Origin of the sequence: Clostridium sp. MCC344 (assembly GCF_018785365.1) — a bacterium.
Taxonomy (GTDB): domain Bacteria; phylum Bacillota; class Clostridia; order Lachnospirales; family Lachnospiraceae; genus Pilosibacter.
The window spans coordinates 13,838-36,729 of record NZ_WQPQ01000018.1 but is presented as its reverse complement, the minus strand read 5'-3'; the positions used below and the strand labels follow the sequence as shown (position 1 = coordinate 36,729).

The window sequence follows — 22,892 nt, the reverse complement described above, 5'->3', positions numbered from 1 at the left end:
GTGCTTTTTTCTCTGCCTGGAGGTGAGAAAATCGAATATATTTGAAGCGGTGAAGGAGTCTGTCACCACAAGGCAGGCTGCGGAATATTACGGGGTGCAGGTTGGCAGGAATGGCATGGCCTGCTGTCCCTTCCATGATGACAAACATCCCAGTATGAAGATTGACCATCGGTTCCACTGCTTTGGCTGTCAGGCAGATGGGGATGTGATTGATTTTACCGCCCGTCTGTTTAGTCTGAGCAGTAAGGAGGCGGCGCTGAAGCTGGCGGAGGATTTCTCTGTCCACTATGACGCCAAAGGCCATGACCCGCCCCGCAGGAGGCCGGTCAAGCGAAAAATCAGCGAGGAACTGCGTTACCGGCAGGCGGAGCAGAAATGTTTCCGGGTGCTGTGCAATTACCTGCATCTGCTGGAACGCTGGGAGAAGGAATACGCCCCGCAGACGCCGGATGAAGCGTGGAATCCGCTGTTCGTGGAGGCCCTGCAAAAGAAACCGTACACGGAATATCTGCTGGATATTCTCTTGTCCGGCAGCATGGAGGAACGTGCTTCCGTGGTCGCTGAGTATGGAAAAGAGGTGAGGAAGATTGAGCAGCGAATATCAGAGTTTACCGCTAGCCACCCGGCAGGCCGCCATGAGCGCAGCCGAAGCCTTAGCGCCGGAGCGGAGCGTTGATGAGGTGCGGGAAAGCCTGTCCGTCACCGAGAAGGGCCAGCCCGCCAACACCATCGGCAACTGCCGGACGGTGTTCTGCCATGACCCTCTCCTGCGTGGGGCGATCCGCCTGAACCTTTTGACTGACCGGGTGGACATTGTACAGGATTTAGGCTGGCGCAGGAATACCAGTGCCCTGACGGATACGGACGTGAAATATCTGCTTCTCTATTTTGAGCAGACCTATGGCCTGACCAGTGAGAAAAAGATGACGGCGGCGCTCTCCATCGTGGCGAATGAGAACTGCTACCATCCCATACAGGACGTGCTAAACGGCCTTGTCTGGGACGGGACGCCCCGCATCCGCTCCTGTCTCCATCATTTCTTAGGTGCGGACGAGAGCGACTATGTGGAGGAAATGCTGAAACACTTTTTGCTGGGGGCTATCCGGCGGGTATTCCGCCCCGGCTCCAAATATGAGGAAATGCTCTGTCTGGTGGGCGGTCAGGGGGCTGGCAAGTCCAGCTTCTTCCGCTTGCTGGCGATCCGGGACGAGTGGTTCAGTGACGACCTGAAAAAACTGGACGATGACAGGGTGTATCTGAAGCTGCAAGGACACTGGATTATCGAAATGTCGGAGATGCTGGCTACCAGCAGCGCCAAAAGCATTGAAGAAATCCGCTCCTTTATCAGCCGCCAGAAGGAAACCTACCGGACGCCCTACGAGGCCCAGCCCAAAGACCGGCTGCGGCAGTGTGTGTTCGGCGGTTCGTCCAACACACTGGACTTCCTGCCCCTTGACCGGGCCGGAAATCGGCGCTTTTTGCCGATCATGATTTACCCGGAGAATGCAGAGGTTCACATTTTGGAGGACGAGGACGCCTCCAGAGCCTATCTTTTACAGGTCTGGGCGGAGGCCATGACGATTTACCGCAGCGGCCACTACTCTATGAAGTTCAGCAAGTCCATCCAGCGCCAGCTGGTGGAGGTGCAGAAGGATTTCATGCCGGAGGACACCGAGGCCGGACAGATACAGGGCTTTCTGGAACACTACACCGGCAGCATGGTCTGCTCCAAACAGCTGTTCAAGGAGGCGCTGGGCCACACCTACGATGAGCCGAAGCGGTGGCAGCTGCACAATATCAACGAGATCATGAACACGGTGGTGACGGGCTGGAAACCATTCTCCAATCCCCGGATGTTCACCGGATATGGCAGGCAGAGGGGCTGGGAACGGGACGTTTCCGGCAACGAACTGCCCGGCAACGAAGATGGATTTGTGGAGCTGACCGAGGAAGAATGCTGCCAGCTGGAACTGCCGAAGGAGTGGATCGCATAAAATTAGCGGTCTGTTGCCGGGATGGTTGCCACTTGGTTGCCGGGTTTGTTGCCGGGGATTCTCCGGTCTGGATACGGAAAAAGCCTGTAAATAAGGTATTTTCTAATATCTATCTCTATCTCCGGCAACGAAAACAACGAGATTTTTCAAGAAAATTGATAAAGTAAGATTTGCAGGTCAGACGGTAGTTTACAGGTTTTCAGAGGTTCGTTGCCGGACTTCGTTGCCAGTGCTGCCGTCTGGCCTGCTACTCTATGGAGGTAGCCTATGGAAAAAAGCAAACAGCAGAAAAATAAAGTCCGTTTTGTGGTGGTGCGGGAGTTCTCCGGGGAGAAGTCCATGCGGGAAGCCTTTGAGCAGCTGATTGAGCGTCAGACCTGCGAACACTTCGAGGAATGGCGTCAGCAGCGGGAAATGGCCGAAAACGCTGCGTAAAAACGGTTGATTCAGGGGCAGGGACATGGTACTATAATGGTATCGTGTCCCTGTTCATAGAAGGAGAACGCTATGAGCAGGAAAAAACAAGTCTATAAGAAAATCACCGCTCTCTACTGCCGCATCTCTCTGGATGACGGCGGCGACAACGAGAGTATGAGCATCAGCAACCAGAAAATCATGCTTCGGGACTTTGCTGAAAAGCATGGAATGTTCCAGTATGAATATTATGTGGATGACGGCTATACGGGCCGCAATTTCAACCGCCCTGCCTTCCAGCGCATGATCGCTGACATTGAGGCGGGGAAGATCGGCTGCGTCATCACCAAAGACCTATCCAGGCTTGGTAGGAACTATATTGAAGCTGGCAGCTATATCGAAATCTTTTTCCCCAAACACAATGTACGCTATATCGCCATCACGGACGGCGTGGACAGCCTGACCCGTCAGGAGATGGACATTACGCCCTTTAAGAATATCCTGAACGATATGTACAGCCGGGATATTTCTAAAAAGGTGCTGGCAGGCATCACCACCCGCTCCCGGCAGGGGAAGTTCTGCGGAGGGACGCCGCCCTTCGGCCTGATGCGTGACCCGGAGGACAAGGGGCATCTCATCATTGACCCTGAGACAGCGCCAATCATCCGCAAAATCTATGACTATGCCCTTGACGGGCTGGGCTGCATGAGGATTTCCAAACGTCTGATGGAAGAAAAAATCCCAATCACCCATGTCAAAGCCAACACGGAGTTTGACGCCAACTATTATTTCTGGGGCGGAGCCAGAATCAGTCACATCCTGAGAAATCCATTCTATAAGGGCGCACATTTGGTCTTTCGGACGCATCAGAAAGGCATCCGCTCCAACACCTATGACATTATTCCCCGTGACCAGTGGGAAGTGATCGAGGGCTGCCATGAGGCCATTGTGACGCCGGAGGAATGGGAACAGGTGCAGGAACTCATTGACCGCAGGCCGACCATTCAGGGGAATTCCTGCCCCTTTTATAATCTGTTCCACGGTCTGGTCTACTGCGCCACCTGCGGGAAGTCCATGCAGGTGCGGTATGAGAAAGTGGGCCGAACCGGGAAGAACCGCTTCACCGGCGAAATGCGGGAGCCGATTGACAAGGCGTACTATATCTGCCAGACCTACAACCGCATGGGCTGCAAGGTCTGTTCCAGCCACAAGATCGAGGCCAGGGATTTATACAATCTGGTGCTGAAAGACATTCAGGAACTGGCGGCGCAGGCTATGAAGGATGCCGATGCGTTCTACCAGCGGCTCAGCCGCCGGATGGAGCACCGGTATCTGGTGGACGCCTCCCAGACAGAAAAGGAACGCCTGCGGCTGGAAGCCCGAAATCAGGAAATTGACGGGATGTTCCTGAGCCTGTACACCGATAAGGCCAAAGGCATCCTGACCGAGCAGCGGTTTGTGAAGCTGACGGCGGCGCTGGAACAGGAGCAGGAATCCAACCAGAAACGCCTGCATGACCTGGCAATGATGCAAGGTCGTGCCGATGCGCAAGAAAGCGAAGTCCGCACTTTTATCAAGGAAATCCGGCGCTATGCCGCCATCGAGGAACTGGACGAGGCGGTGCTGAACCGGCTCATTAGCCGGATTCTGATTGGAGAAATCAAGAAGATTGATGGTCAGAGGACACAGGAGGTTAAGATTATTTACAATTTTGTTGGGGAAATGTCAAGGTAGAATTTAGACGCTAAATACTTTTAATTTATATCAAAAGTGATACAACAATTTTCTTTTAATGCTATCAGGCAATAAAGTTATTCCTTTGGCCAGAGTAAAAGGGATAACTTTATTTTGCTAAAGCATACTAAAAAGGGCGCGTTGCAGAAAATTATCCGCAACACGCCCTCTTCTATAAGTCCTTATGTCAAAATCAAATTATTGGTAATCTTGAATATTGGGATAAGCGGCACCGTTATTATGCGCGTAAGCTGCTTCAAAGTAGTCGAGGCTTTCAAAAGTAATGCCCTGATAGTTTCCGACATTCAACACATCAAAAGTTAGATTCAGAACATCACCAGCGGAATATTGGTCAAGAAGATTTCCTGCAAATTTCCATCCTATGTTTTCCTCATAAGTATCCTCGGTAAAATAAAATGTAGTCGCATCCTCAGTCGCATCATAACTAATGTCAATAATTATATCAGAGAAATGAACTTGATCTCCAGCATTAAAGTCTTTGAGATAATCTACAGTTTTTCCATCAGCAGGATTAATAAATTGAGCATTAAGTTGTGTCATATCAACAACCTCTGGAGGAAGAGAATTAAGTCTGTAAGATTCTGCAACAGAGAATTGATAAACTCTGTTATTATCCCCAAAGTAAAATCCATCTTCCGTCATAGGAACACTTGAACGAGCATTGGCATTGTAATAATGGGCATAATACAACTGCCATTTGTATGTCTCAGTTGAAACAAACTGTGCTTTCCATGTACCAGAACTGTCTCCTGCTTTCTTTGTATAAAACATATACTGATTTGTACCAGTAGTTGCTTGACTTACCGTATCACCAGAGGCATCTGACAAGATGAGTGCAATCTGTGTAAAAATATCGACAAAGATAATCCTATGTCCATGCATACGGATAGAACCAACGCTGTTATCTACTTCTGGACGAAAATAAACCTCAGGCCCCATATCACCCGTGTTATATTCTATGCTAGGTGAAACAAGATAGGCCCAACTACTATCCTTTTCACTCTGTCCATCGAGATCGATAAGCTTTTCCACATAATCTGAAAGGATAATCCAGCCAATCTTCCACCAATTCACTTTGCTTGCTTCAGCAGAAGAACTGATATTCTCGTTGTCGGCATAAGCAAAAGTAGTGTTAGAAAAACTTATGCACATAACCAAGGAAAGAGTAAGTGCAACAATCTTACGTGTTAGCTTTTTCATTAAAAGCCCCCCTTCTCTTATAAAACCAAAACAATAATGCAAATGATGGATGCAATAAAAAAGAATACTCCAGCAACCCGCATCAAACCAAGATATAAATCTGTAGGTTCACCGCCTTTTACAGAAAAGAAGTGTTCAATTTTCCATAAAAGTTCCGGCTTAAAAATCATAAAAAAACTTAATAGAAGCAAAAGGATAAGCCATATGTTATCTATGTATAACACTTCCTTTCTGCTAATACTGAAAATTCAAATAAAAAAGCGCATAAGTAGACAAATAATCATGCCTAACTTATGCGCAAATAGAAACAATTTTAATTCTAAGCCTCCAAAGCTGGCAGCGTCGGTAAAAATGCTCCATTATTAAGTTAGGCAACTTAACCTTAAAACAAATCATCGGTCTTACCTCCCAACAATATAAATTTCGACTTTTCACTTTTATTTTATCACCTAAAGCAGAACTTGTCAATGAATTTGTCTAAAATAAGTCGATTTTCTTTTTTGATTATGTGCATTTTTAACTAATAGAAAGAAAGTTGTATTGAGGGCGATTGGTGTTCCTTATTCCATATGTCGGAACTGTATGAAGTGAAAATAGTTTATCCGTTGAAGAGTCACTCCACAGGTTATGCTTGATTCTTTCAAAGTTATGTTTCTATAATATGCATCCGTACTGTCATATTATAATTCACATTATTGGATAATATAAATTGACAAGTATAAGATAAACAGACAAGGAGTCGCTGCCACCCGTAAAACGGGTGGCTCGGGACGCAGGCTTTAAGCCCACTCTACTTGGCCGCGCCTCAAGGCGCTAGCTTTCTCTTTTAGGCTATACTAAAGTTTTTATTTCCCTGGTACAACCGGGGATTTTTTTGCTTCAAGCCGCCAATTAGAACGGCAGCCACAAAGATTTTTCTTTGCGGCTGCCGTTTTCTTGAATTCATCACTTGACAATGTGGCAAAGAGCTGATGAGCCAGGATGAGCTTGCTGTTATGGATGGCGGCAAGTGTATTCTCCAGCTGCGCGGTGTGCGTCCTTTCCTTTCGGATAAGTACGACATCACCAAGCACCCCAATTTCAAGTACACTGCCGACGCAGATGACAAGAACGCTTTTGACATTGAAGCATTCCTGTCCGCAAGGCTGAAACTCAAGCCCAATGAGGTCTGCGATGTATATGAAGTAGACACAAATGGCGCTTAACTTCGTTCCGCTTTTGAAGGGAGTGATCTTATCTATTCGCCGCACCTGCCCTCTACGGGCCATTGGCGTACAAAGCGGACAATCGCAAGAAAAAATAATGAAAAAGGAGGACAGCCGGAATCATGCCCCCGGAAACCGGGCGGCAGATTGTTCCGGCTTTTGTATGCCTATGAAACATGACAAACCTATTTTTTAATCAGATTCCGGCTAACAAACTATATGGCATTTTTTGAACAGGCAATTACCGTTCTTCAGACCCTCGTTATCGCGCTCGGTGCCGGTCTCGGTATCTGGGGCGTTATCAATCTCTTGGAGGGCTACGGAAATGATAATCCGGGCGCAAATGCTCATGTACGGTAGAGAAGCACAAAGCAAAACAAGGATAGCCAGCCCTGCCACTATTCCGAAGTCAGGGGAACGCAATAGAAAAATTCATAGCTGTATGCTATACTTAATTAGCATTTGAACATATCAAGCTGACACAGCAATCTCTTTACTTGCCGTTAATGCGCGTCTACCAATAGTCCGCACAAAGCAAGAGTAGCGTAAAGGTATAAAAATTTCAAACTTCTTTGTAACGAAATTCCGATTTCTCCGTCTAACCTATGAAGCTGAAGGAGGTGATGACAAGTATGGACTATGAAAAGCTCTATAAAGCCTACTATTTACAGGTATACTCGTATACTATTTCTCTTGCCAAAAATCGTGAGATAGCAGAGGAAATCACGCAGAACACATTCTATAAGGCTGTTTCTACAACATCACAATTCAAAGGTAAGTCAGATGAATTGACATGGCTCTGCTCCATAGCAAAAAACCTTTACCATGATGAAATGCGAAGCCGTCAGCGAGTAGCTGATGTGAGTGAAATCAATGACTTGCCATCAAATGAAAATGTTGAGAACTCAGTTGCAGATTCTGACATGGCGTTCCGCATACACCTCGTTCTTCACCGTTTGGAAGAACCATACAAAGAAGTCTTTCAGCTTCGCGTATTCGGGGAACTATCTTTTTCACAAATCGCTGCAATTTTTGGAAAAACAGAATCATGGGCGAGAGTTACTTATCATCGTGCAAAGCTAAAAATTCAAGAAAGGATGGATGAAAAGCATGAGTAAACAATGCGATATTGTTCGAGATATTCTTCCGCTGTATGTTGACGGTGCTTGCAGCGAAGCAAGCGCAGAGATGGTAAAAGAGCATTTGAACGCCTGTGCTGACTGTAACGCAATTTATCAGAAATTGCTTTCTCACACGAGCGAAGATGTTCTTCACGAAGAAAGCGAAAGCGTTATTATGCGCCATGAGGCAAAAGAAAAGCAGAGAGGCAGAAAAAAGATAACGATTGCTGTTCTCGTTTCCATCGCTCTTTGTATCATTGCAATTTTTACAGCTCTCTTTCTGTTACCTATAAACATTGCTTATGAGCCTGTCAAAATCAACTTCCCATTTGAGGTTGAAGATGTCGAAAACGTTGAAATGTACCACTATGACGGAGTGCCTGCATCAGCAGAAAAGAAAGTAGTTGTTGCTGAAAATGATATAAAGACCCTGTATGATAAGTTCAAGGGCTTATCCCTAAAAGACAAAACGACTGAGGAAACTGCCGGAGCAGATGTGACCAGCTTTAGATTTAACCTCTCAGATGGAACAAGCTACGATTTGATTTACGCCTGCTATGGGGTTAAAAACGGCGAATTGAAGTCAGCAGCAGGCGGTTTTAAGTATTTCACAAGTGCGGATATCGGCTCTTATTGGAACAATTTGAATACGGAACTTGAGGCAATTCCTATCAATGAGAGTGAATTGCCGTGAGCAGATAGCAAACCCAGCCGAGCCTGTCAACGGTCAAGATGAACGGCGCAAATGCGCCGCCGTTGACAGCCCCGCCCGTCTTTGCTGTTCGGTAATCAAGAGGGCGACAGCACAAGATGCTGCCGCCCTCTGCCATTATTCAGAAAGGGGGATTTTCCATGACCGAACACGAAAAGTATCAAGAACATATCCGGCATACACACGATGCCTTTTGCAAGACTGTTATTCGCCACGCTGCCATAGACGCAGCCCGGAGCATACGGAGCCGCCGCAAGCGGGAAATCTCGCTTGAATATCTGATAGAAGAAAAACACTATCCATTCAGTACCACAGATAAATACTTTGCGGAGCAATCCGGCATGACCAGCTATCCGCTTTTCGTCTGTGGTCAGATGGTGCTTTTGGAAAGTCCAGAGCTTGCCGCAGCCCTGTCCGCACTATCACAGATGGAACAGGAAATCATTTTCTTGTACTACTTCCAACGATTGACGCATAGGGAGATTGGACGGAGATATGGACGGGCTGGCAACACAACCGGGCGGCGTATTCAGATGATTTTACGGCGGCTACGGGCAGAGTTGGAGGGTTTGTCCTATGAGCCAGCTACTTCCCTATGAGACAATCGTTAAGGCAAGCGAGGGCGACCCGGAAGCTGTTGCCGCCGTCCTATCCCATTATGCGGGATATATCCGCTCTTGTGCGAAAATGGACGGACAGATTAACACGGATATGCAGGAGCATATCGTCAGGCAACTGATAGAAAGCCTGTTGAAGTTCCGCTTTGACCGCTAAACAGAAAAGTTGTATAATTAGAGCCTGACAAATTAAACTTCAATGAGGGTAGAGCAAATGGAACAGATTATCAATTATAGAGACATACCCACAGATAAAAGGATTGACATATTAAATGCTCTTGAGCGAATAGGTTTTTTTCCGGCATACGGCGGCGTGAGAACAATGCAGCAAATTATGGAAAAGTCAGTTCCAGGTTCAGGCCCACAATTCTATTTCGTTTTCCGTGAAAATGAGTTGATAGGGTACAATTTTCTCATTGGGGACACTAAGAAATATAAAGCGTTCCCATGGCTTGCTATTAGCAATATGGATGAGCAGAAGTTGACTGTTTGTGAAGAACTGATGAAAATACAAATTGCCTTTTTTGAAGAACTCGGAATGCAAAAGATAGCAGATCATTGCGTTAGGATTATGGAAGATTACAGAAAAGGAATTGGAAAGCAGAAAGAAAGCGATTGCAGATAAATTCCATTTGAAAAACGGCTGACAATTTAATACCGCCACCCATCACAGCGGCAGATAAGCAGTAAATCTTGAAAAGGTTTACTGCTTTTTTTGCGCCCATTTTCAAAAATCTTTGGCAAACCACACCGCCGGATTGTTGTAGGGAGCAGACAGGGAAAACAAAAAAATTTCCGCTGCGTTTGCCAAAACGCCCCCTTTTCACCGTTGTAGTGGTGAACAGCGGGCAGAACACGCCACCGCAATCGCTATATTGGTGGAGCAAGCCAGTATATCCGCAAACCAGAGCCGCCGAGGAAAGCGGTAGTTTTTTAGAGCAAGATTCTACCACGGTGCCAAAATCCGCATATCTGCGGTTTTGCCCCCTTTGGTAAATCTTGTTGGGGAGTGCCTTCCCCAAACCCTGCTCATGCGCCCTGTCGGGCGAGAAAGGAGGTCAACGCTTGAAGAAAAAATATAACACACCCCACCGCTGCCATGTGGTCAAAACCCGCATGACCGAGGAAGAATACGCCGACTTTACCGAGCGGCTGAAACACTATGACATGAGCCAATCCGAATTTATCCGGCAAGCCATTACACGGGCGACCATTCGTCCCATCGTTACCGTTTCCCCGGTCAATGATGAACTGTTGTCCGCCGTTGGCAGGCTGACCGCCGAATACGGAAAAATCGGTGGCAACCTCAATCAGATTGCCCGCGCCCTCAACGAGTACGGCACACCATACAACGCCCTGTCCGTTGAAGTCCGCGCCGCCATTTCTGACCTTGCTGCCTTGAAGTTTGAAGTCCTGCGAAAGGTAGGTGACGCTGTTGGCAACATTCAAACATATCAGCTCTAAAAATGCGGATTATGGCGCAGCCGAGCAGTACCTCACCTTTGAACATGACGAGTTTACCATGAAGCCCACCCTTGATGAAAACGGGCGGCTCATGCTCAGAGAGGACTATCGAATAGCCACGCTGAACTGCGGCGACGAGGATTTTGCCGTTGCCTGTATGCGCTCCAATCTCCGCTATGGGAAGAACCAGAAGCGGGAAGATGTAAAAAGCCACCACTACATTATCAGCTTTGACCCACGGGACGCGGTGGACAACGGTTTGACCGTAGACCGGGCGCAGGCGTTGGGCGAGGAATTTTGCCGGAAGCAGTTTCCCGGACACCAAGCCATTGTCTGCACCCACCCGGACGGACACAACCACAGCGGCAATATCCATGTGCATATCGTTATCAATTCTCTGCGGATAGAGGAAGTTCCGTTCCTGCCTTACATGGACAGACCGGCAGACACCCGCGCCGGGTGCAAACACCGCTGCACAGACGCGGCGATGGAATACTTCAAAGCCGAAGTCATGGAGCTGTGCCACCGGGAAAATCTCTATCAAATCGACCTTTTGCATGGCAGCAAAAACCGCATTACCGAGCGTGAGTATTGGGCGCAGCGGAAAGGGCAGGCAAAGCTGGACAAGGAAGTTGCCGCCTTGCCAGCCGAGGAGCAGCCAGCCAAGCCCACGAAGTTTGAAACAGACAAGGAAAAATTGCGGCAGGCCATACGCACCGCGCTGTCCTCTGCCACAAGCTATGGCGAGTTCGCCGCCGTTCTCTTGCAACAGGGCGTGACTGTCAAGGAGAGCCGAGGGCGGCTATCCTACCTCACGCCGGACAGGACAAAGCCCATTACCGCCCGCAAGCTGGGAGATGATTTTGACCGCGCTGCCGTTCTTGCCCTTTTGGAACAGAACGCCCACAGAGCCGCCGAGCAGACCGCAACCGTACCCGAATACCCCCGCAACATAAGGGAGCGTTTGCAGGGCAAAAAAGCTGTCCAAACCACCCCGGAAAAGGACGGTATTCAGCGCATGGTTGACCGGGCAGCGAAGCGAGCGGAGGGAAAGGGCGCGGGCTATGACCGCTGGGCGGCAGTCCACAATCTGAAACAAATGGCGGCTACCGTTGCCGCCTACGGGCAGTACGGCTATTCGCCGGAGGAGCTGGACGCAGCCCTGGTATCTGCCAATGCGGATTTACAGGACAGCACCGCCAAGCTGAAAGCCCTGGACGCTGCTATCCGGGAGAAAAAGGAGCTTCAGACACAGGTGCTTGCCTATGCCAAGACCAAGCCTGCCCGTGACGGTCTGAAAGCACAGAAAACGGAGAAAGCCCGCAGCACCTATCGGGAACGGCACGAAAGCGATTTTATCATAGCGGACGCAGCCACCCGTTATTTCCGGGCGCATGGCGTTTCCAAGCTGCCAAGCCATAAAGCCCTGCAAGCGGAAATCGAGCAGCTTACCGCCGAAAAGAACGCCCATTACAACGAATACCGGGAGAAAAAAGCCCGTGTCAAGGAGCTGCATACCGTGAAAAGCAATCTTTCTCAAATCCTGCAAGGCGAGAAAGACAGAGAGAAAAAGCACGAACATGAGCGTTAAAAACCGCCCCGAAACGATACCAAAACAGGGATATGCCCTGCACCCTATCCGCAATACTGCCCACCTTTGAAACGGGGCGCACAGCGCAGGAAATCCCCGAAAATGACACCGAGAAACTACATTTTTACCGACCTATCCGCTTATACCAGCGGAAACGGCAGAAAGGAGCGAGAAATGCCACGTATGAGCAAAAAGCGGCGGTTGGAATGGAGCTTTTTCCTCAACCACCGAAACCGTATTACCTACAATGACCTTTGCCGGGGCTGCACACACGGCTGCAAGCAGAGCTTCCGGGCGATTATCGTCCTCTGCCCCCGGTATTTCTCTAAGAGATGGAAACACAGGGAGGACACCGCCAATGGCAGATAACCGCAAATATTACTACCTCAAACTGAAAGAAAACTTCTTCGACAGCGATTCCATTGTGCTGTTGGAGGACATGAAAGACGGGATTTTGTATTCCAATATCCTCTTGAAGCTGTACTTAAAATCGCTGAAAAATGGCGGCAGATTGCAGCTTGACGAGCATATCCCCTATACCGCCCAGATGATAGCCACGCTGACCCGTCACCAAAACGGGACGGTGGAACGGGCATTAGCCATCTTCCAGCAGTTAGGGCTTGTGGAGCAGCTTGACTGCGGGCTGCTTTATATGACCGACATCGAGCTGATGATCGGTCAATCCTCTACCGAAGCGGAACGGAAACGCGCCGCAAGGCTTGAAAATAAGGCACTTTTGCCGCCGCGGACAAATGGCGGACATTTGTCCGACATTCGTCCACCAGAGATAGAGATAAAGAAAGAGATAGATATAGAGTTAGAAAAAGAGGAAGAGTTAAAGGGACAAGCCCTCGCCCGCAGCTATGGCAGATATGAGAATGTATTTCTGACTGATACGGAGCTTTCCGAACTGCAAGCGGAGCTGCCCGAAAAATGGGCGTACTATATTGAGCGGCTTTCCGGCTATATCGCGTCCACGGGCAAGAAATATAAAAACCACGCCGCCACTATTCGCAGATGGGCGGCAGACGATACCGCAAAGGCTGCCCCGAAACAGGGCATACCCGAATACACCTGCAAGGAGGGCGAGAGCTTATGAGTAATCTGTTTACAGAACGAGTTTTGAATATGACGGCTGTTACCCCACAGCCGGAGGACTACATGGGCGAGGACGGACTGCTTTACTGCGGCAAGTGTCACACTCCGAAAGAAGCCTACTTCCCGGAAAAGCAAGCCGCCTTGTTTGGGCGTGACCGCCACCCGGCAGAATGTGACTGCCAGAAAGCCCAGCGTTTGGAGCGTGAAGCCGCCGAACAGCGCAGAAAGCACCTTGACACCGTGGAGGACTTGAAACGCCGGGGATTTACCAATCCTACCATGCAGGAATGGACTTTCGCCAACGACAACGGGAAATGCCCGCAAATGGAGATTGCACACTTCTATGTGGAGCATTGGGAAATCATGCGCGAGGAAAATATCGGCTATCTGCTATGGGGCAAGGTCGGCACAGGAAAAAGCTATTTTGCCGGTTGTATCGCTAATGCCCTCATGGAGCAGGAAGTCGCTGTCCGCATGACGAACTTCTCTGCGATTTTGAATGACCTGACCGCCAGCTTTGAGGGGCGCAACGAGTATATCGAGCGTCTTTGCCGTTTTCCTCTGCTTATCATTGATGATTTTGGAATGGAGCGCGGCACAGAGTACGGTTTAGAACAGGTCTACAATGTGATTGACAGCCGCTACCGCAGCCGCAAGCCCTTAATCGTTACCACCAATCTGACATTGGACAGCCTGCAAAATCCGCTGGACACCGCCCATGCCCGGATTTATGACCGCCTTTTGGAAATGTGCGCCCCTATCCTCTTTACGGGAGAGAACTTCCGCCGTGAAACGGCGCAAGCCAAGCTGAACAGACTAAAAGAATTGATGAAATGAAAGGAGTTGCCTATGGCAGAGAACAAGCAGAACACCACCCCGGAACGCCGCCCGGACTGCGTGACAGAGATCCGCATGGGCAACACCGTCCTTATCGTTTCCGGCTTTTTCAAAAAAGATACCACCGACACCGCAGCCGATAAGATGATGAAAGTGCTGGAGGCGGAAGCCGCCGCAGGACACAAAGCCCAGCTTTCGCCCTAACGCTACAAGCCGCACAGTAAAAAATCGTCATTTTGACAGGCGGTAAAGAAGCAGAAGCCGCTATACAGACAGCCGCCCCATGTGGTATAATCGAAATACGGAATAGTGGGGCTGGCTGTCGGAAACGGAGGATTTTATGTTAAGACAGACCACCCAGAAAATCACTGCCCTTTATCCAAGACTATCCCATGAGGACGAGCTGCAAGGCGAAAGCAATTCCATTTCCAACCAAGATGTAATATGTAGAGGGTGGTTTCTACCGCCTAATACTATTACATGACTGGCGGCTCATTTGTGGTGAATTGGTCTGGCAGTTGTGGGAAAGGAAAAAAATCCGCATAACTGCTGACATTTTAGCACGAAGGGAGCATGAAAATGAAGTCTATTTTTGAAGAAATGGGCGGCACATATACGAAGGTTGGCGATTACTATATCCCCGACCTTGCGCTGCCGGAGACCGAGGAATATCAGATCGGTAAGTATGGCCGTATGCGCCGCCGCTACTTGAAAGAGCATCGTCCCGTCCTTTATGCACACTACCTAACAAGCTGCACCCTGCATGAACATCTTGCAGAGATAGACAAATCCTGCAATCAGCGTATGGAGATCATGTGCGAAGCTATGGCACGACTGGAAGGTGTGACCGAGGCACTTAAAGCTACCGATCAAATGGAATGGGTACGGCGCATGAACAACATTCATAACCGTGCAGAGGAAATTGTTCTGACGGAGCTTGTATATTGCTAAACACATGTTAGCCCCGCATCAGCATGAATGAACGCTGGTGTGGGGCTAATTCTGTATCACTTAGCTCTTTATATTCCAGTAGCCTTTTCGGTCAGACCCGATGCGCTCGATGATTCCTTTTTCCTTCAGCTCCTTCAGACGCTGAGAAACTGTTTTTCTGCTGATAGATAGCTTATCTGCTATGGTGGTAGATGTGTATGCAGGATCTTCGGAAATCAGGGCCAGAATTTGCATGGATTTTTCATCCAAGGTTTCTGTTACCTTTTCTGTTACCTTTTCTGTTACCTTTTCTGTCACCTTGTAGGTGGCAGATCGAATAACCCGATCCTCTGACGCTGTAAACTGAATCATAATATCGCCGGGATGCACGGTGTACGCAGGAAGCGGGCTTCCATCTTCCTTGCAAGCCTGACAGATTTTCTCAATACCACGTCCCCAGCTCTCGATGAAGCCGGTCAAATAATACACATTCGCAATCGCCGTGTTGTAAGGGCGGGATGCGTGTTTGGACATCAGGCTGTCTGCCGTCCAGTTGTCTGGAAGCCTACCACAGTTAGCGATATACAGCTTATCCTCATACACGCTGATCTGAATCGGAACGCCGCTTTCATATTGCTTGTGGCATAGAGCGTTAAGAAGGGCTTCACGCAGGGCAGCGTCGGGAACAAAATAACGCTCAATGCGCTGCATCCCTTCGTAAGTGATTTTCGCTTTCATATATTTCAGATGGATGACTTCAATGATCTTGTCAATCTGTTCCAACAAGGAGCCGTGAATTTCATCCTGATAACGGAGATCGGCATCATTCTCGAAAAAGCCGATTTTTGTGTATGCGCCCAGCTGCCAGCGGTCAGGGTCTTTGCAGAACAGCAGCATCGCTGCGTTGGTATAATACCCGGCATTGGTCAGACGCAGCTTTTCCATTAAATCCGCTTTGTCCTCGTCTAAAACGCTTTGGTCGATCCGGCCCTTCTTGGCGGCAAGGGTCTTGAATCTCTTGACCAACTCATCATCAATATCATCCAACGTAAATCCCGGCAAGGGCATATTATCCCACGAAGCACCACGTTTGCGTAGAATGAAGCTCTCCAGTTCTGGGCCAGAAAGGGTCTGCATGGTGCTGCCGCTTCTATAATAATAGACACCTTTGCAGTTTATGGCAACGGGATATGGTGGAACAACGATTTCCAGATATTCTTTCCCGTCACGCTCCAGCTGATTGACATCCACCACGATGCTCATGGCATTTCGGATTTTGTTTGGAACATCCTCCAGCAGCTTGCGGATATTGGGCAGGCCGATAACTTTTCCATCATCGTCACAGCCAATATAAATCTTGCCGCCCTGTGCATTGGCGAAGCCGCAAATCCATTCCAGATAGTCATCCTTCCACTTAGCTTTCCATTCTATGTTCTGATTTTCAGGCATTATTATCACCATCCTCTGATTTATTCTTTCCCCGGCTCTTATAAACATTATACTGATTTTTACACCTTGCACTGCAAAAAGCGGAGTTAGCCCGGTTACTCAGGAACACTTTCTGACACTGCTTGCACATCCGCAACGGCTTTGTGCTGTCCACCAGCATGAAGCTGAACATCATCTGAATCCCCAACAGCAGGGAATGGAAATCCCAATAGATCGTTGGCCTATCCAACAGCTCTATATGATAGGTGGGTGCAATGCCGCCAAATGCAGCCATAGACTTACGCAGCATATTCCGGCTTTCTTCCTCCATGGAATCATAGTCATTATAATAGAAGAAAGAGGTCAGCATATTAAATGCCCAATCCTTGAGTTGCTGTGCCACCCAATCGTAAGGCTCTGCATACGCCCGCTGGAAGCTCATGGTCTTTGCCATCGGCTCGTCCATAAAGGTCATGGTCAGTGCAATCATTGCCCGGTCGCTGGACACATTCCAACTGGATTCCACACCGTTCTTGACCACATCCAGCCTATCAAAGGGGTAAAACAGGGACAGATACTTCTCCGTCTCCATCGTTTCTTCCTTGATAAAATGGTTCTTTGGCAGATATACCGCCTCATAATCCATAAAGGACGGCGTGGTGGGCAGGGCCGTCATCAGGCCCAGCAGCCCATAGTGGGTAATAAATTCCAAGATTGCCTTTTCTACCTCTGGCTCAGAGCTTTTCTTGCCGTTCATCATCAGCATCCCCACATTCAGAGCATCCAGCACAATGTCCGGGGCTTCCTTGAGTGGGTTATAGACATCCGGCCTGGCATCCTTTGCCGGGGTGATGTATTTCTTCCCGTCCTTGCCTGTTTTGATTTCATAGCGTTCATACCGCACCCAATGGGAACGGGATTGCTCAAAAAATGTATTCATAACGCAAATCCTTCCTTTCGGTCATCTGCTTATCAAATTCAATCAGATCATTCGCTGTCCTTGCTGCTGCCAAGGGCAGCTTTCTTTTTCCTCGGCTTTGATTTGTTCTCCCGGAGGATAACGGCGTCCTTGCCATAGGCTTTCAGCAAAAGCCCATATTCCTCTAAGAACTGCCGTTCCCGCAGCGTTAGGCTTCCACAGTCGTTCTGTTTTTCCAAAAGGTAATCATAAACCGCTCTTTGCAGCTTCTTGTGGATATTCTTTCGGAGCTTTCTAATGTTTCGGTCTGTCTGTCCCCGTATCATACCCACCTGTATGGTGCTGTACTGCCGGATGGACAGGTAATACAGCACTTCCTTCTGATCAATGGTAAGGCTGCGTATCAGCTCAGAAATAAATGAGCTTGCAACCAACTCATGCAGTTCATAGGGGCAAGAAAAAATGATATCCAGAAAATTGCCGCTGGCAAGCTGGCGGTATCGTGGCAGATTCAAATACAGCGGAATCATCTTCGGATTGGGAACTGCCATGTATTCTAACGGAACATCTCCCCGGAGATTTTCATGGTCACGCTCCCGTCGTTCCCGATTCCGATCCAACCTGTCCCATTCGCTGACAACGTATCGAAAGTCGTCCTCTGTTCTTGCAGCATCCTCCAGCCGTGCCAACGCCTCTGCCCGTATCTGGCGCTTTAAGCGTTTTTCGCTGACAGGAGCAGCTTCTTCCTCTTCGTCCTCCAGTTCTACGGTGTAGTCCCTTGGGTTTTCGTCCTGCTCCAGCTCTCTTTCCAGCTCTAAGGCTCGTTCTTCGGAGAGGATTTCCTCTAACTGCTCGTTTTGTATCGTCAGATCGGAGGCTTCATCCCATTCGGTTAGGTCATCACCGTCATCCGGGAACAGGAGAAATGTTCTATTTTCATCTGTCATGACCTCACCTCCGAAAATTTTTTGAATTTCTTTCAAAAACAGTTCCGATTTACACCCCGGATTTCTCCTATTAGTGAGAGGGTAATCTGATAAGCGGTTATTTAGGTTACTTTTTCAACCCGTATCAAGAGAAAGGAGGACGCAAGTTGCGGTAGCTTTATGAAACATGACACAAGATGCCACCGACTTACATCAGTCGGAACCACCATTAGTATATCAAACGAACATGAATTTTTCAAGGAGGAACGCTATGGATAAAAACAAACAGGCACAGTATATGATAAGACGTATTGGCGGCACCACCTACAAGGTGAGAGTCGCTTTCAGTGAAAGTGGGAAAGAGACAATGGAGGATAAAATTTTACGAATGATACGCAACGAAGTAGTTACAAACGACGGAACTTGTGATATAATTGGTGTACCACAAATGAGCCGTCAGTCTGAAAGGAGCGCATCATGAGCATCATTCAGACTGAGGACAAGATCACCGCCTTATACGAACGACTTTCCCGTGACGATGACCAGATTGGGGATAGCAACTCCATTGTGAATCAAAAGAAATACTTGGAGGGCTATTGCGCACAGCAGGGGTACACAAACTTTGCCCATTACACGGACGACGGATTCTCAGGCGGCACATTTGAAAGACCGGCATGGAAAAAGCTGGTGGCAGACATTGAAGCTGGCAAGGTGGCTCGTGTGATCGTAAAGGATATGTCCCGAATCGGACGTGACTACTTGCAGACCGGCTTTTACACGGAGGTTATGTTCCGTCAGCATGGCATTCATTTTATTGCCATCGCCAACAGCGTGGACAGCAACGACCAGAACAGCAATGAATTTGCTCCGTTCCTCAACATCATGAACGAGTGGTACTTGCGTGATCTGAGCCGCAAGCAGAAAACCGCTATCCGTGTGAAGGGGGAATCAGGCAAGCCTACCACCAACAGTGCCATCTACGGCTATAAGAAAGACCCGAACGACAAGCACCATTGGTTGATTGACGAGGAGGCCGCCGCCGTTGTGCGGCGCATCTTCCGTCTGACCATCGAGGGAAAAGGCCCCTATGACATTGCCAGAATCCTTTTTGAAGATAAGGTAGAAGCTCCGGCGGTCTATTTTGCAAGGAAAGGCATTGGCGTTTGGAAAAGTAAGACCGAGTTCGCATATCCTTATAACTGGAGCGGCTATATTGTGGGGCAGATATTGTCTAAGCCTGAGTATATGGGGCATACGGTCAATTTCCGTTCCCACAAGCTGTCATATAAGGACAAGACCTCTATTCCTAATCCCAAGGAGGACTGGCTGATCTTCGAGAACACCCATGAGGCCATTATCGAGCCGGAAACATGGGAGCTTGCTCAGCAACTGCGGAAAACGCCACGGCGTATTGATACCATAGGCGAAGCCAATCCCCTGACCGGGCTTTTATACTGTGCGGACTGCGGCGCAAAGATGTATAATCATCGTTCCAGAGGCGGTACAGAAGGCACTCCGTATCCGTCGGATTTCTTTGACTGCTCCTCTTATACACTGGCACATCAGAAGCATGGAAAGGACTGCTGCGGGCACTATATTACCACTAAGTCGCTGCGTATCCTTATTTTAGAGACAATCCGCACTGTCAGCCAGCTTGCCATAGCAGATCGGGAAAAATTCACCGAGAAGATACGAGCCGCTTCACAGGTCAGGCAGGTGGAGGCGGCCAAAGATGCCAAACGAAAGCTGAACAAAGACCGTAAGCGCCACAGTGAGCTGGATACGATCATTAAAAAGCTCTATGAATCCTTTGCCGTAGGCCGAATTTCTGAGGAACGCTTTGACAGCCTGCTTGCTGAGTACGAAGTCGAACAGAAAAACCTTTCCGCACAGATTGCAGAAACGGAGGAAAGCCTGACGAGCTATGAGGAAGATACTGCCCGTGTAGAGCAGTTCCTTGCTTTGGCAGAAAAGTACACCGATTTCTCCGAGCTGACTACACCGATGATCAATGAATTTATTGATAAAATCATCGTTCATGCCCCGGAGCGCATCGACGGGGACAGAACGCAGGAGGTAGAAATCTTCCTGAAATTCATCGGAAAGTTTGAACTTCCTGCCCCGGAGCTGACAGCAGAGGAAATCAAGCGGCAGGAGCAGCTACGCCAGCATCGCATCAAAAGCCGGGAGCGCTATCAGTTGATTAAGGCCGGGAAGCACACCGTTGGGCAGCCTTTTCAGCTAACCTGTAAGTGCTGCGGTCAGGGATTTGAATCCAAAAGCTCGGCTGCTATGTTCTGCGGACCGAATTGCCGGGCGAAGTTCTACCGGCAGGAAGCGGCAGAAAACAGGCGGCGTGACTGCACTTGTGAAAACTGCGGTAAGACCTTTTCCACCACAAGAAGCAATGTCAAGTATTGCAGTGATGAGTGCCGATATGAGGGGCATATCAAAGGCCAGCGGGTTCGCAATGCAGCGAACAGGAAGGAAAAACTGGCAGCGGAGACAGTTACCTCTCCGGCTTAATATTTCCAATAAAACAATAAATTTTGAGGAAGCGGTTTGCCTTATATCAGGGCAAGCCGCTTTTTCTACGCAAAGGAGGACACATGAATTTATTCGAAACCGTAAAAAACAACGTCAGCCTGCGGGAAGCGGCACAGGCGTATGGCCTTGAGGTCAACCGGCACGGCAAGGCGCTCTGCCCCTTTCACAATGACAGACACCCCAGCTTGTATGTGGCAAACGACCATTATTATTGCTTTACCTGCGGAGAGCATGGAGATGTCATTGACTTCACTGCAAGGTTGTTTGATCTCAAGCCCTACGACGCAGCCATGAAGCTGGTGATAGACTTTCATCTTGACCCGGACAAGCCGCCCAGCGCAGCGGCACTCAATGCAAAGCGTATCCGAACAGAAGCACAGAAGCTCAAAGAAAACGAGCGTCTGTGCTTTTCTGTTTTATCGGACTATTACCGTTGCTTGGAGGAATGGAAAGCATACTATGCGCCGCAAACGCCGGATGAGCCAGTCCATGATTTATTCGTGGAAGCCTGCCACAAGCTCAGTCAGATTGAATATGAACTGAACATTCTCACCTTTGGTGACAGCTATGAGCGTCGGGAAATTGTACAGGACTGGATGACGGATGGTGAAATCATAGCACTAAAGGAGCGTCTGGAACAACTGCGAAAGGAGGAAACCTATGGACGAATTGAATACCCCAATGGTTATGCCGCCTGAAGAAAGCATTCCCGATTGGTATGATGGAAAACGCATCAACGAAGTGCTGTTTTGTCAGCAGTTCTTAAAAAAGCATCCCATGAAATGTGTCAGAGGAAGGCTGTTCACAGTGGATGGACTGATTGAGGACGAGGCGCAAATCGGCAATCTCATTCTGGAGGAGATCTCCGGCTGTCTGACCTCCGGGCTTTCCAAGGTGGTGGCAAATCTGCTGGCCAGTATCAAGCTGCAAGCCTATTCGCCGCCCCTGCCCATCGAGACTGACCGTATCCATGTGGCAAACGGGACACTCTTTCTGGATGGGCGTTTCACCGAGGACAAAAGCTATTGCAACAACCGTCTGAGTGTGGCCTATCTCCCCGATGCACCGCCGCCTGTGCGCTGGCTGCAATTTTTATCCGAGCTGCTTGTCCCGGAGGACATTCCCACCTTGCAGGAGTATATGGGCTACTGCCTATTGCCTACCACAAAGGGGCAGAAAATGCTCCTGATGATTGGTAAGGGCGGCGAAGGAAAGAGTCGAATCGGACTTGTAATGCGCTCCATGCTGGGAGATAACATGAATACCACCAGCATCCAGAAGGTAGAGAACAACCGTTTCAGCCGTGCAGACCTGGAAAACAAGCTGCTGATGGTGGATGACGATATGGATATGAGTGCCCTGCCCAAGACCAACTATATCAAATCCATCGTGACCTCAGAGTGCAAGATGGATATGGAACGCAAGGGTGTTCAAAGCTATCAGAGCCAGCTTTATGTCCGCTTTCTTTGCTTCGGCAACGGCGCTTTAACCGCTTTGCACGACAAGTCAGACGGCTTCTTCCGCAGGCAGATCGTGTTGACCACCAAGGACAGGCCAGCAGGACGAGCCGATGATCCATTTCTGGTGGATAAGCTGACACAGGAGCGTGAGGGCATCTTTTTGTGGTGTCTGGAGGGTCTGCGGCGGTTGATTGGGAACGAGTATCAGTTCACCATCAGCGATAGAGCCAAAGAAAATATGGAGACAGTAAAGCGCAGCAGCAACAATGTGATCGAGTTTTTGCAATCCGAGGGCTATATCCGCTTTAAGGCCGACAGCGAAGCCAGCTCCAAGGCTATCTATGAAGCCTATCTCCGCTGGTGCGAGGACAACGCACAAAAGCCTATGTCAGCAAATCGTATCAGCTCAGAGCTGGCCCAGAATGAACGGCTTTATAATGTGGAGGCTACCAACAATGTGTACGCAGCCGGAAAGCGGGTGCGTGGATTTATCGGAGTGGAGGCGATGAACTTGCTTCCTTATTAAATATGAGAACTGGACTTCAAAACTGCCGTACATGCCGTACACGATGTACGGCAGTTCTCAACTCCGTTTTCAAAAAGCTATTTTACCGCAAAATCAGCGTTCTTTATGTGCAATGTGCTGCGATTACCGCATTTTCTTGCGGTATAAA

General features: G+C 48.8%; 25 protein-coding genes and 3 pseudogenes. 23 read left to right on the top strand and 5 right to left on the bottom strand.

Annotated features, from left to right (window positions below; translation table 11 throughout):
• Positions 1-22 precede the first annotated feature (22 nt).
• From GPK90_RS04160 to GPK90_RS04145, 4 genes are all read left to right on the top strand, one after another.
• Entirely contained in the window at positions 23-676 is a 654-nt protein-coding gene (locus tag GPK90_RS04160) for a CHC2 zinc finger domain-containing protein (protein ID WP_333491344.1), read from the top strand.
• Positions 636-1,994 (top strand): virulence-associated E family protein, encoded by a 1,359-nt coding sequence (locus tag GPK90_RS04155; RefSeq protein WP_055221981.1) that lies wholly within the window; start codon positions 636-638, stop codon positions 1,992-1,994. Before GPK90_RS04160 ends, GPK90_RS04155 begins: the two co-directional genes overlap by 41 nt.
• A gap of 267 nt (positions 1,995-2,261) precedes the next feature.
• Positions 2,262-2,429, top strand: coding sequence for a hypothetical protein (locus GPK90_RS04150; protein ID WP_171027916.1), 168 nt, complete (start codon positions 2,262-2,264; stop codon positions 2,427-2,429).
• A gap of 72 nt (positions 2,430-2,501) precedes the next feature.
• Positions 2,502-4,142 carry a recombinase family protein gene (locus GPK90_RS04145; protein WP_215702228.1) on the top strand — a complete coding sequence of 547 codons (1,641 nt, stop codon included), beginning with the start codon at positions 2,502-2,504 and terminating at the stop codon, positions 4,140-4,142.
• A gap of 198 nt (positions 4,143-4,340) precedes the next feature.
• Here the strand turns inward: GPK90_RS04145 and GPK90_RS04140 are convergent, their stop codons facing one another.
• Positions 4,341-5,363: a hypothetical protein gene (locus GPK90_RS04140; RefSeq protein WP_055221986.1), complete on the bottom strand. Its 1,023-nt coding sequence runs from the start codon at positions 5,361-5,363 to the stop codon at positions 4,341-4,343.
• Positions 5,364-5,380: 17 nt separating this feature from the next.
• Positions 5,381-5,587, bottom strand: coding sequence for a DUF6199 family natural product biosynthesis protein (locus GPK90_RS19750; RefSeq protein ID WP_334291862.1), 207 nt, complete (start codon positions 5,585-5,587; stop codon positions 5,381-5,383).
• Between the two features lie 735 nt (positions 5,588-6,322).
• Between GPK90_RS19750 and GPK90_RS04135 the strand changes: the two are divergent.
• The 15 genes and pseudogenes from GPK90_RS04135 to GPK90_RS04070 form a co-directional block, all read left to right on the top strand.
• Positions 6,323-6,568, top strand: a pseudogene (locus tag GPK90_RS04135) (VirD4-like conjugal transfer protein, CD1115 family); the annotation flags it as partial.
• Positions 6,569-6,787: 219 nt separating this feature from the next.
• Positions 6,788-6,916: pseudogene (locus tag GPK90_RS04130) on the top strand (Maff2 family protein); the annotation flags it as partial.
• Positions 6,917-7,173: 257 nt separating this feature from the next.
• A complete protein-coding gene (locus tag GPK90_RS04125) occupies positions 7,174-7,686 on the top strand; it encodes an RNA polymerase sigma factor (RefSeq protein ID WP_003533443.1) in 513 nt (170 codons plus the stop codon).
• Positions 7,679-8,383: a zf-HC2 domain-containing protein gene (locus tag GPK90_RS04120; protein ID WP_054324686.1), complete on the top strand. Its 705-nt coding sequence runs from the start codon at positions 7,679-7,681 to the stop codon at positions 8,381-8,383. The genes GPK90_RS04125 and GPK90_RS04120 overlap by 8 nt, the downstream gene beginning before the upstream one ends.
• 116 nt (positions 8,384-8,499) lie before the next feature.
• Positions 8,500-9,000 (top strand): RNA polymerase sigma factor, encoded by a 501-nt coding sequence (locus GPK90_RS04115; protein WP_004853592.1) that lies wholly within the window; start codon positions 8,500-8,502, stop codon positions 8,998-9,000.
• Positions 8,978-9,175 (top strand): helix-turn-helix domain-containing protein, encoded by a 198-nt coding sequence (locus tag GPK90_RS04110; RefSeq protein WP_005946132.1) that lies wholly within the window; start codon positions 8,978-8,980, stop codon positions 9,173-9,175. Before GPK90_RS04115 ends, GPK90_RS04110 begins: the two co-directional genes overlap by 23 nt.
• A 42-nt stretch (positions 9,176-9,217) precedes the next feature.
• A complete protein-coding gene (locus tag GPK90_RS04105) occupies positions 9,218-9,643 on the top strand; it encodes a hypothetical protein (protein WP_055155944.1) in 426 nt (141 codons plus the stop codon).
• Between the two features lie 440 nt (positions 9,644-10,083).
• On the top strand, positions 10,084-10,482 hold the full coding sequence (locus tag GPK90_RS04100; protein WP_008818019.1) for a plasmid mobilization protein: 399 nt from the start codon (positions 10,084-10,086) through the stop codon (positions 10,480-10,482).
• Complete coding sequence (locus GPK90_RS04095) at positions 10,454-12,073, top strand: relaxase/mobilization nuclease domain-containing protein (protein ID WP_055155943.1); 1,620 nt, start codon at positions 10,454-10,456, stop codon at positions 12,071-12,073. The genes GPK90_RS04100 and GPK90_RS04095 overlap by 29 nt, the downstream gene beginning before the upstream one ends.
• A 174-nt stretch (positions 12,074-12,247) precedes the next feature.
• Positions 12,248-12,442 carry a hypothetical protein gene (locus GPK90_RS04090; protein WP_006573562.1) on the top strand — a complete coding sequence of 65 codons (195 nt, stop codon included), beginning with the start codon at positions 12,248-12,250 and terminating at the stop codon, positions 12,440-12,442.
• A complete protein-coding gene (locus GPK90_RS04085; RefSeq protein WP_215702227.1) occupies positions 12,432-13,172 on the top strand; it encodes a phage replisome organizer N-terminal domain-containing protein in 741 nt (246 codons plus the stop codon). Before GPK90_RS04090 ends, GPK90_RS04085 begins: the two co-directional genes overlap by 11 nt.
• Positions 13,169-14,008 (top strand): ATP-binding protein, encoded by an 840-nt coding sequence (locus GPK90_RS04080; protein ID WP_054324685.1) that lies wholly within the window; start codon positions 13,169-13,171, stop codon positions 14,006-14,008. Before GPK90_RS04085 ends, GPK90_RS04080 begins: the two co-directional genes overlap by 4 nt.
• 12 nt (positions 14,009-14,020) lie before the next feature.
• Complete coding sequence (locus tag GPK90_RS04075) at positions 14,021-14,212, top strand: transposon-encoded TnpW family protein (RefSeq protein WP_005932101.1); 192 nt, start codon at positions 14,021-14,023, stop codon at positions 14,210-14,212.
• A 136-nt stretch (positions 14,213-14,348) separates the two neighbouring features.
• Positions 14,349-14,444 (top strand): annotated as a pseudogene (locus tag GPK90_RS19745) (recombinase family protein); the annotation flags it as partial.
• A gap of 143 nt (positions 14,445-14,587) precedes the next feature.
• Positions 14,588-14,959, top strand: a complete 372-nt coding sequence (locus GPK90_RS04070; protein ID WP_055145291.1) for a TnpV protein — start codon at positions 14,588-14,590, stop codon at positions 14,957-14,959.
• A 60-nt stretch (positions 14,960-15,019) separates the two neighbouring features.
• Here the strand turns inward: GPK90_RS04070 and GPK90_RS04065 are convergent, their stop codons facing one another.
• From GPK90_RS04065 to GPK90_RS04055, 3 genes are read right to left on the bottom strand one after another with little or no spacing between them, the layout of a single operon-like run.
• A complete protein-coding gene (locus GPK90_RS04065; RefSeq protein WP_215632689.1) occupies positions 15,020-16,387 on the bottom strand; it encodes an ATP-binding protein in 1,368 nt (455 codons plus the stop codon).
• The gene (locus GPK90_RS04060; protein ID WP_215632688.1) at positions 16,380-17,306 is read right to left on the bottom strand and encodes a hypothetical protein; all 927 of its coding nucleotides are present in this window, start codon (positions 17,304-17,306) and stop codon (positions 16,380-16,382) included. Before GPK90_RS04060 ends, GPK90_RS04065 begins: the two co-directional genes overlap by 8 nt.
• A 47-nt stretch (positions 17,307-17,353) precedes the next feature.
• Entirely contained in the window at positions 17,354-18,232 is an 879-nt protein-coding gene (locus GPK90_RS04055) for a hypothetical protein (RefSeq protein ID WP_055145300.1), read from the bottom strand.
• A gap of 250 nt (positions 18,233-18,482) precedes the next feature.
• Here GPK90_RS04055 and GPK90_RS04050 point away from each other — a divergent pair, with 250 nt between their 5' ends.
• The 4 genes from GPK90_RS04050 to GPK90_RS04035 all read left to right on the top strand — a co-directional run bounded on the left by GPK90_RS04050 (position 18,483) and on the right by GPK90_RS04035 (position 22,744).
• Positions 18,483-18,692 (top strand): transposon-encoded TnpW family protein, encoded by a 210-nt coding sequence (locus GPK90_RS04050; protein WP_055145303.1) that lies wholly within the window; start codon positions 18,483-18,485, stop codon positions 18,690-18,692.
• On the top strand, positions 18,689-20,737 hold the full coding sequence (locus GPK90_RS04045) for a recombinase family protein (RefSeq protein ID WP_055145306.1): 2,049 nt from the start codon (positions 18,689-18,691) through the stop codon (positions 20,735-20,737). Before GPK90_RS04050 ends, GPK90_RS04045 begins: the two co-directional genes overlap by 4 nt.
• Before the next feature lie 83 nt (positions 20,738-20,820).
• Positions 20,821-21,456: a CHC2 zinc finger domain-containing protein gene (locus tag GPK90_RS04040; protein ID WP_055145308.1), complete on the top strand. Its 636-nt coding sequence runs from the start codon at positions 20,821-20,823 to the stop codon at positions 21,454-21,456.
• On the top strand, positions 21,419-22,744 hold the full coding sequence (locus GPK90_RS04035; RefSeq protein ID WP_330375650.1) for a DNA primase family protein: 1,326 nt from the start codon (positions 21,419-21,421) through the stop codon (positions 22,742-22,744). The genes GPK90_RS04040 and GPK90_RS04035 overlap by 38 nt, the downstream gene beginning before the upstream one ends.
• Positions 22,745-22,892 lie beyond the last annotated feature (148 nt).

Coding starts and splice junctions, on each gene's coding strand:
- GPK90_RS04155 (WP_055221981.1), top strand. CDS start 636: ATGAGCGCAGCCGAAGCCTTAGCGCCGGAGCGGAGCGTTGATGAGGTG.
- GPK90_RS04150 (WP_171027916.1), top strand. CDS start 2,262: ATGGAAAAAAGCAAACAGCAGAAAAATAAAGTCCGTTTTGTGGTGGTG.
- GPK90_RS04145 (WP_215702228.1), top strand. CDS start 2,502: ATGAGCAGGAAAAAACAAGTCTATAAGAAAATCACCGCTCTCTACTGC.
- GPK90_RS04140 (WP_055221986.1), bottom strand. CDS start 5,363: ATGAAAAAGCTAACACGTAAGATTGTTGCACTTACTCTTTCCTTGGTT.
- GPK90_RS04125 (WP_003533443.1), top strand. CDS start 7,174: ATGAAGCTGAAGGAGGTGATGACAAGTATGGACTATGAAAAGCTCTAT.
- GPK90_RS04120 (WP_054324686.1), top strand. CDS start 7,679: ATGAGTAAACAATGCGATATTGTTCGAGATATTCTTCCGCTGTATGTT.
- GPK90_RS04115 (WP_004853592.1), top strand. CDS start 8,500: ATGCTGCCGCCCTCTGCCATTATTCAGAAAGGGGGATTTTCCATGACC.
- GPK90_RS04110 (WP_005946132.1), top strand. CDS start 8,978: ATGAGCCAGCTACTTCCCTATGAGACAATCGTTAAGGCAAGCGAGGGC.
- GPK90_RS04105 (WP_055155944.1), top strand. CDS start 9,218: ATGAGGGTAGAGCAAATGGAACAGATTATCAATTATAGAGACATACCC.
- GPK90_RS04090 (WP_006573562.1), top strand. CDS start 12,248: ATGCCACGTATGAGCAAAAAGCGGCGGTTGGAATGGAGCTTTTTCCTC.
- GPK90_RS04085 (WP_215702227.1), top strand. CDS start 12,432: ATGGCAGATAACCGCAAATATTACTACCTCAAACTGAAAGAAAACTTC.
- GPK90_RS04080 (WP_054324685.1), top strand. CDS start 13,169: ATGAGTAATCTGTTTACAGAACGAGTTTTGAATATGACGGCTGTTACC.
- GPK90_RS04075 (WP_005932101.1), top strand. CDS start 14,021: ATGGCAGAGAACAAGCAGAACACCACCCCGGAACGCCGCCCGGACTGC.
- GPK90_RS04070 (WP_055145291.1), top strand. CDS start 14,588: ATGAAGTCTATTTTTGAAGAAATGGGCGGCACATATACGAAGGTTGGC.
- GPK90_RS04065 (WP_215632689.1), bottom strand. CDS start 16,387: ATGCCTGAAAATCAGAACATAGAATGGAAAGCTAAGTGGAAGGATGAC.
- GPK90_RS04060 (WP_215632688.1), bottom strand. CDS start 17,306: ATGAATACATTTTTTGAGCAATCCCGTTCCCATTGGGTGCGGTATGAA.
- GPK90_RS04055 (WP_055145300.1), bottom strand. CDS start 18,232: ATGACAGATGAAAATAGAACATTTCTCCTGTTCCCGGATGACGGTGAT.
- GPK90_RS04050 (WP_055145303.1), top strand. CDS start 18,483: ATGGATAAAAACAAACAGGCACAGTATATGATAAGACGTATTGGCGGC.
- GPK90_RS04045 (WP_055145306.1), top strand. CDS start 18,689: ATGAGCATCATTCAGACTGAGGACAAGATCACCGCCTTATACGAACGA.
- GPK90_RS04040 (WP_055145308.1), top strand. CDS start 20,821: ATGAATTTATTCGAAACCGTAAAAAACAACGTCAGCCTGCGGGAAGCG.
- GPK90_RS04035 (WP_330375650.1), top strand. CDS start 21,419: ATGGACGAATTGAATACCCCAATGGTTATGCCGCCTGAAGAAAGCATT.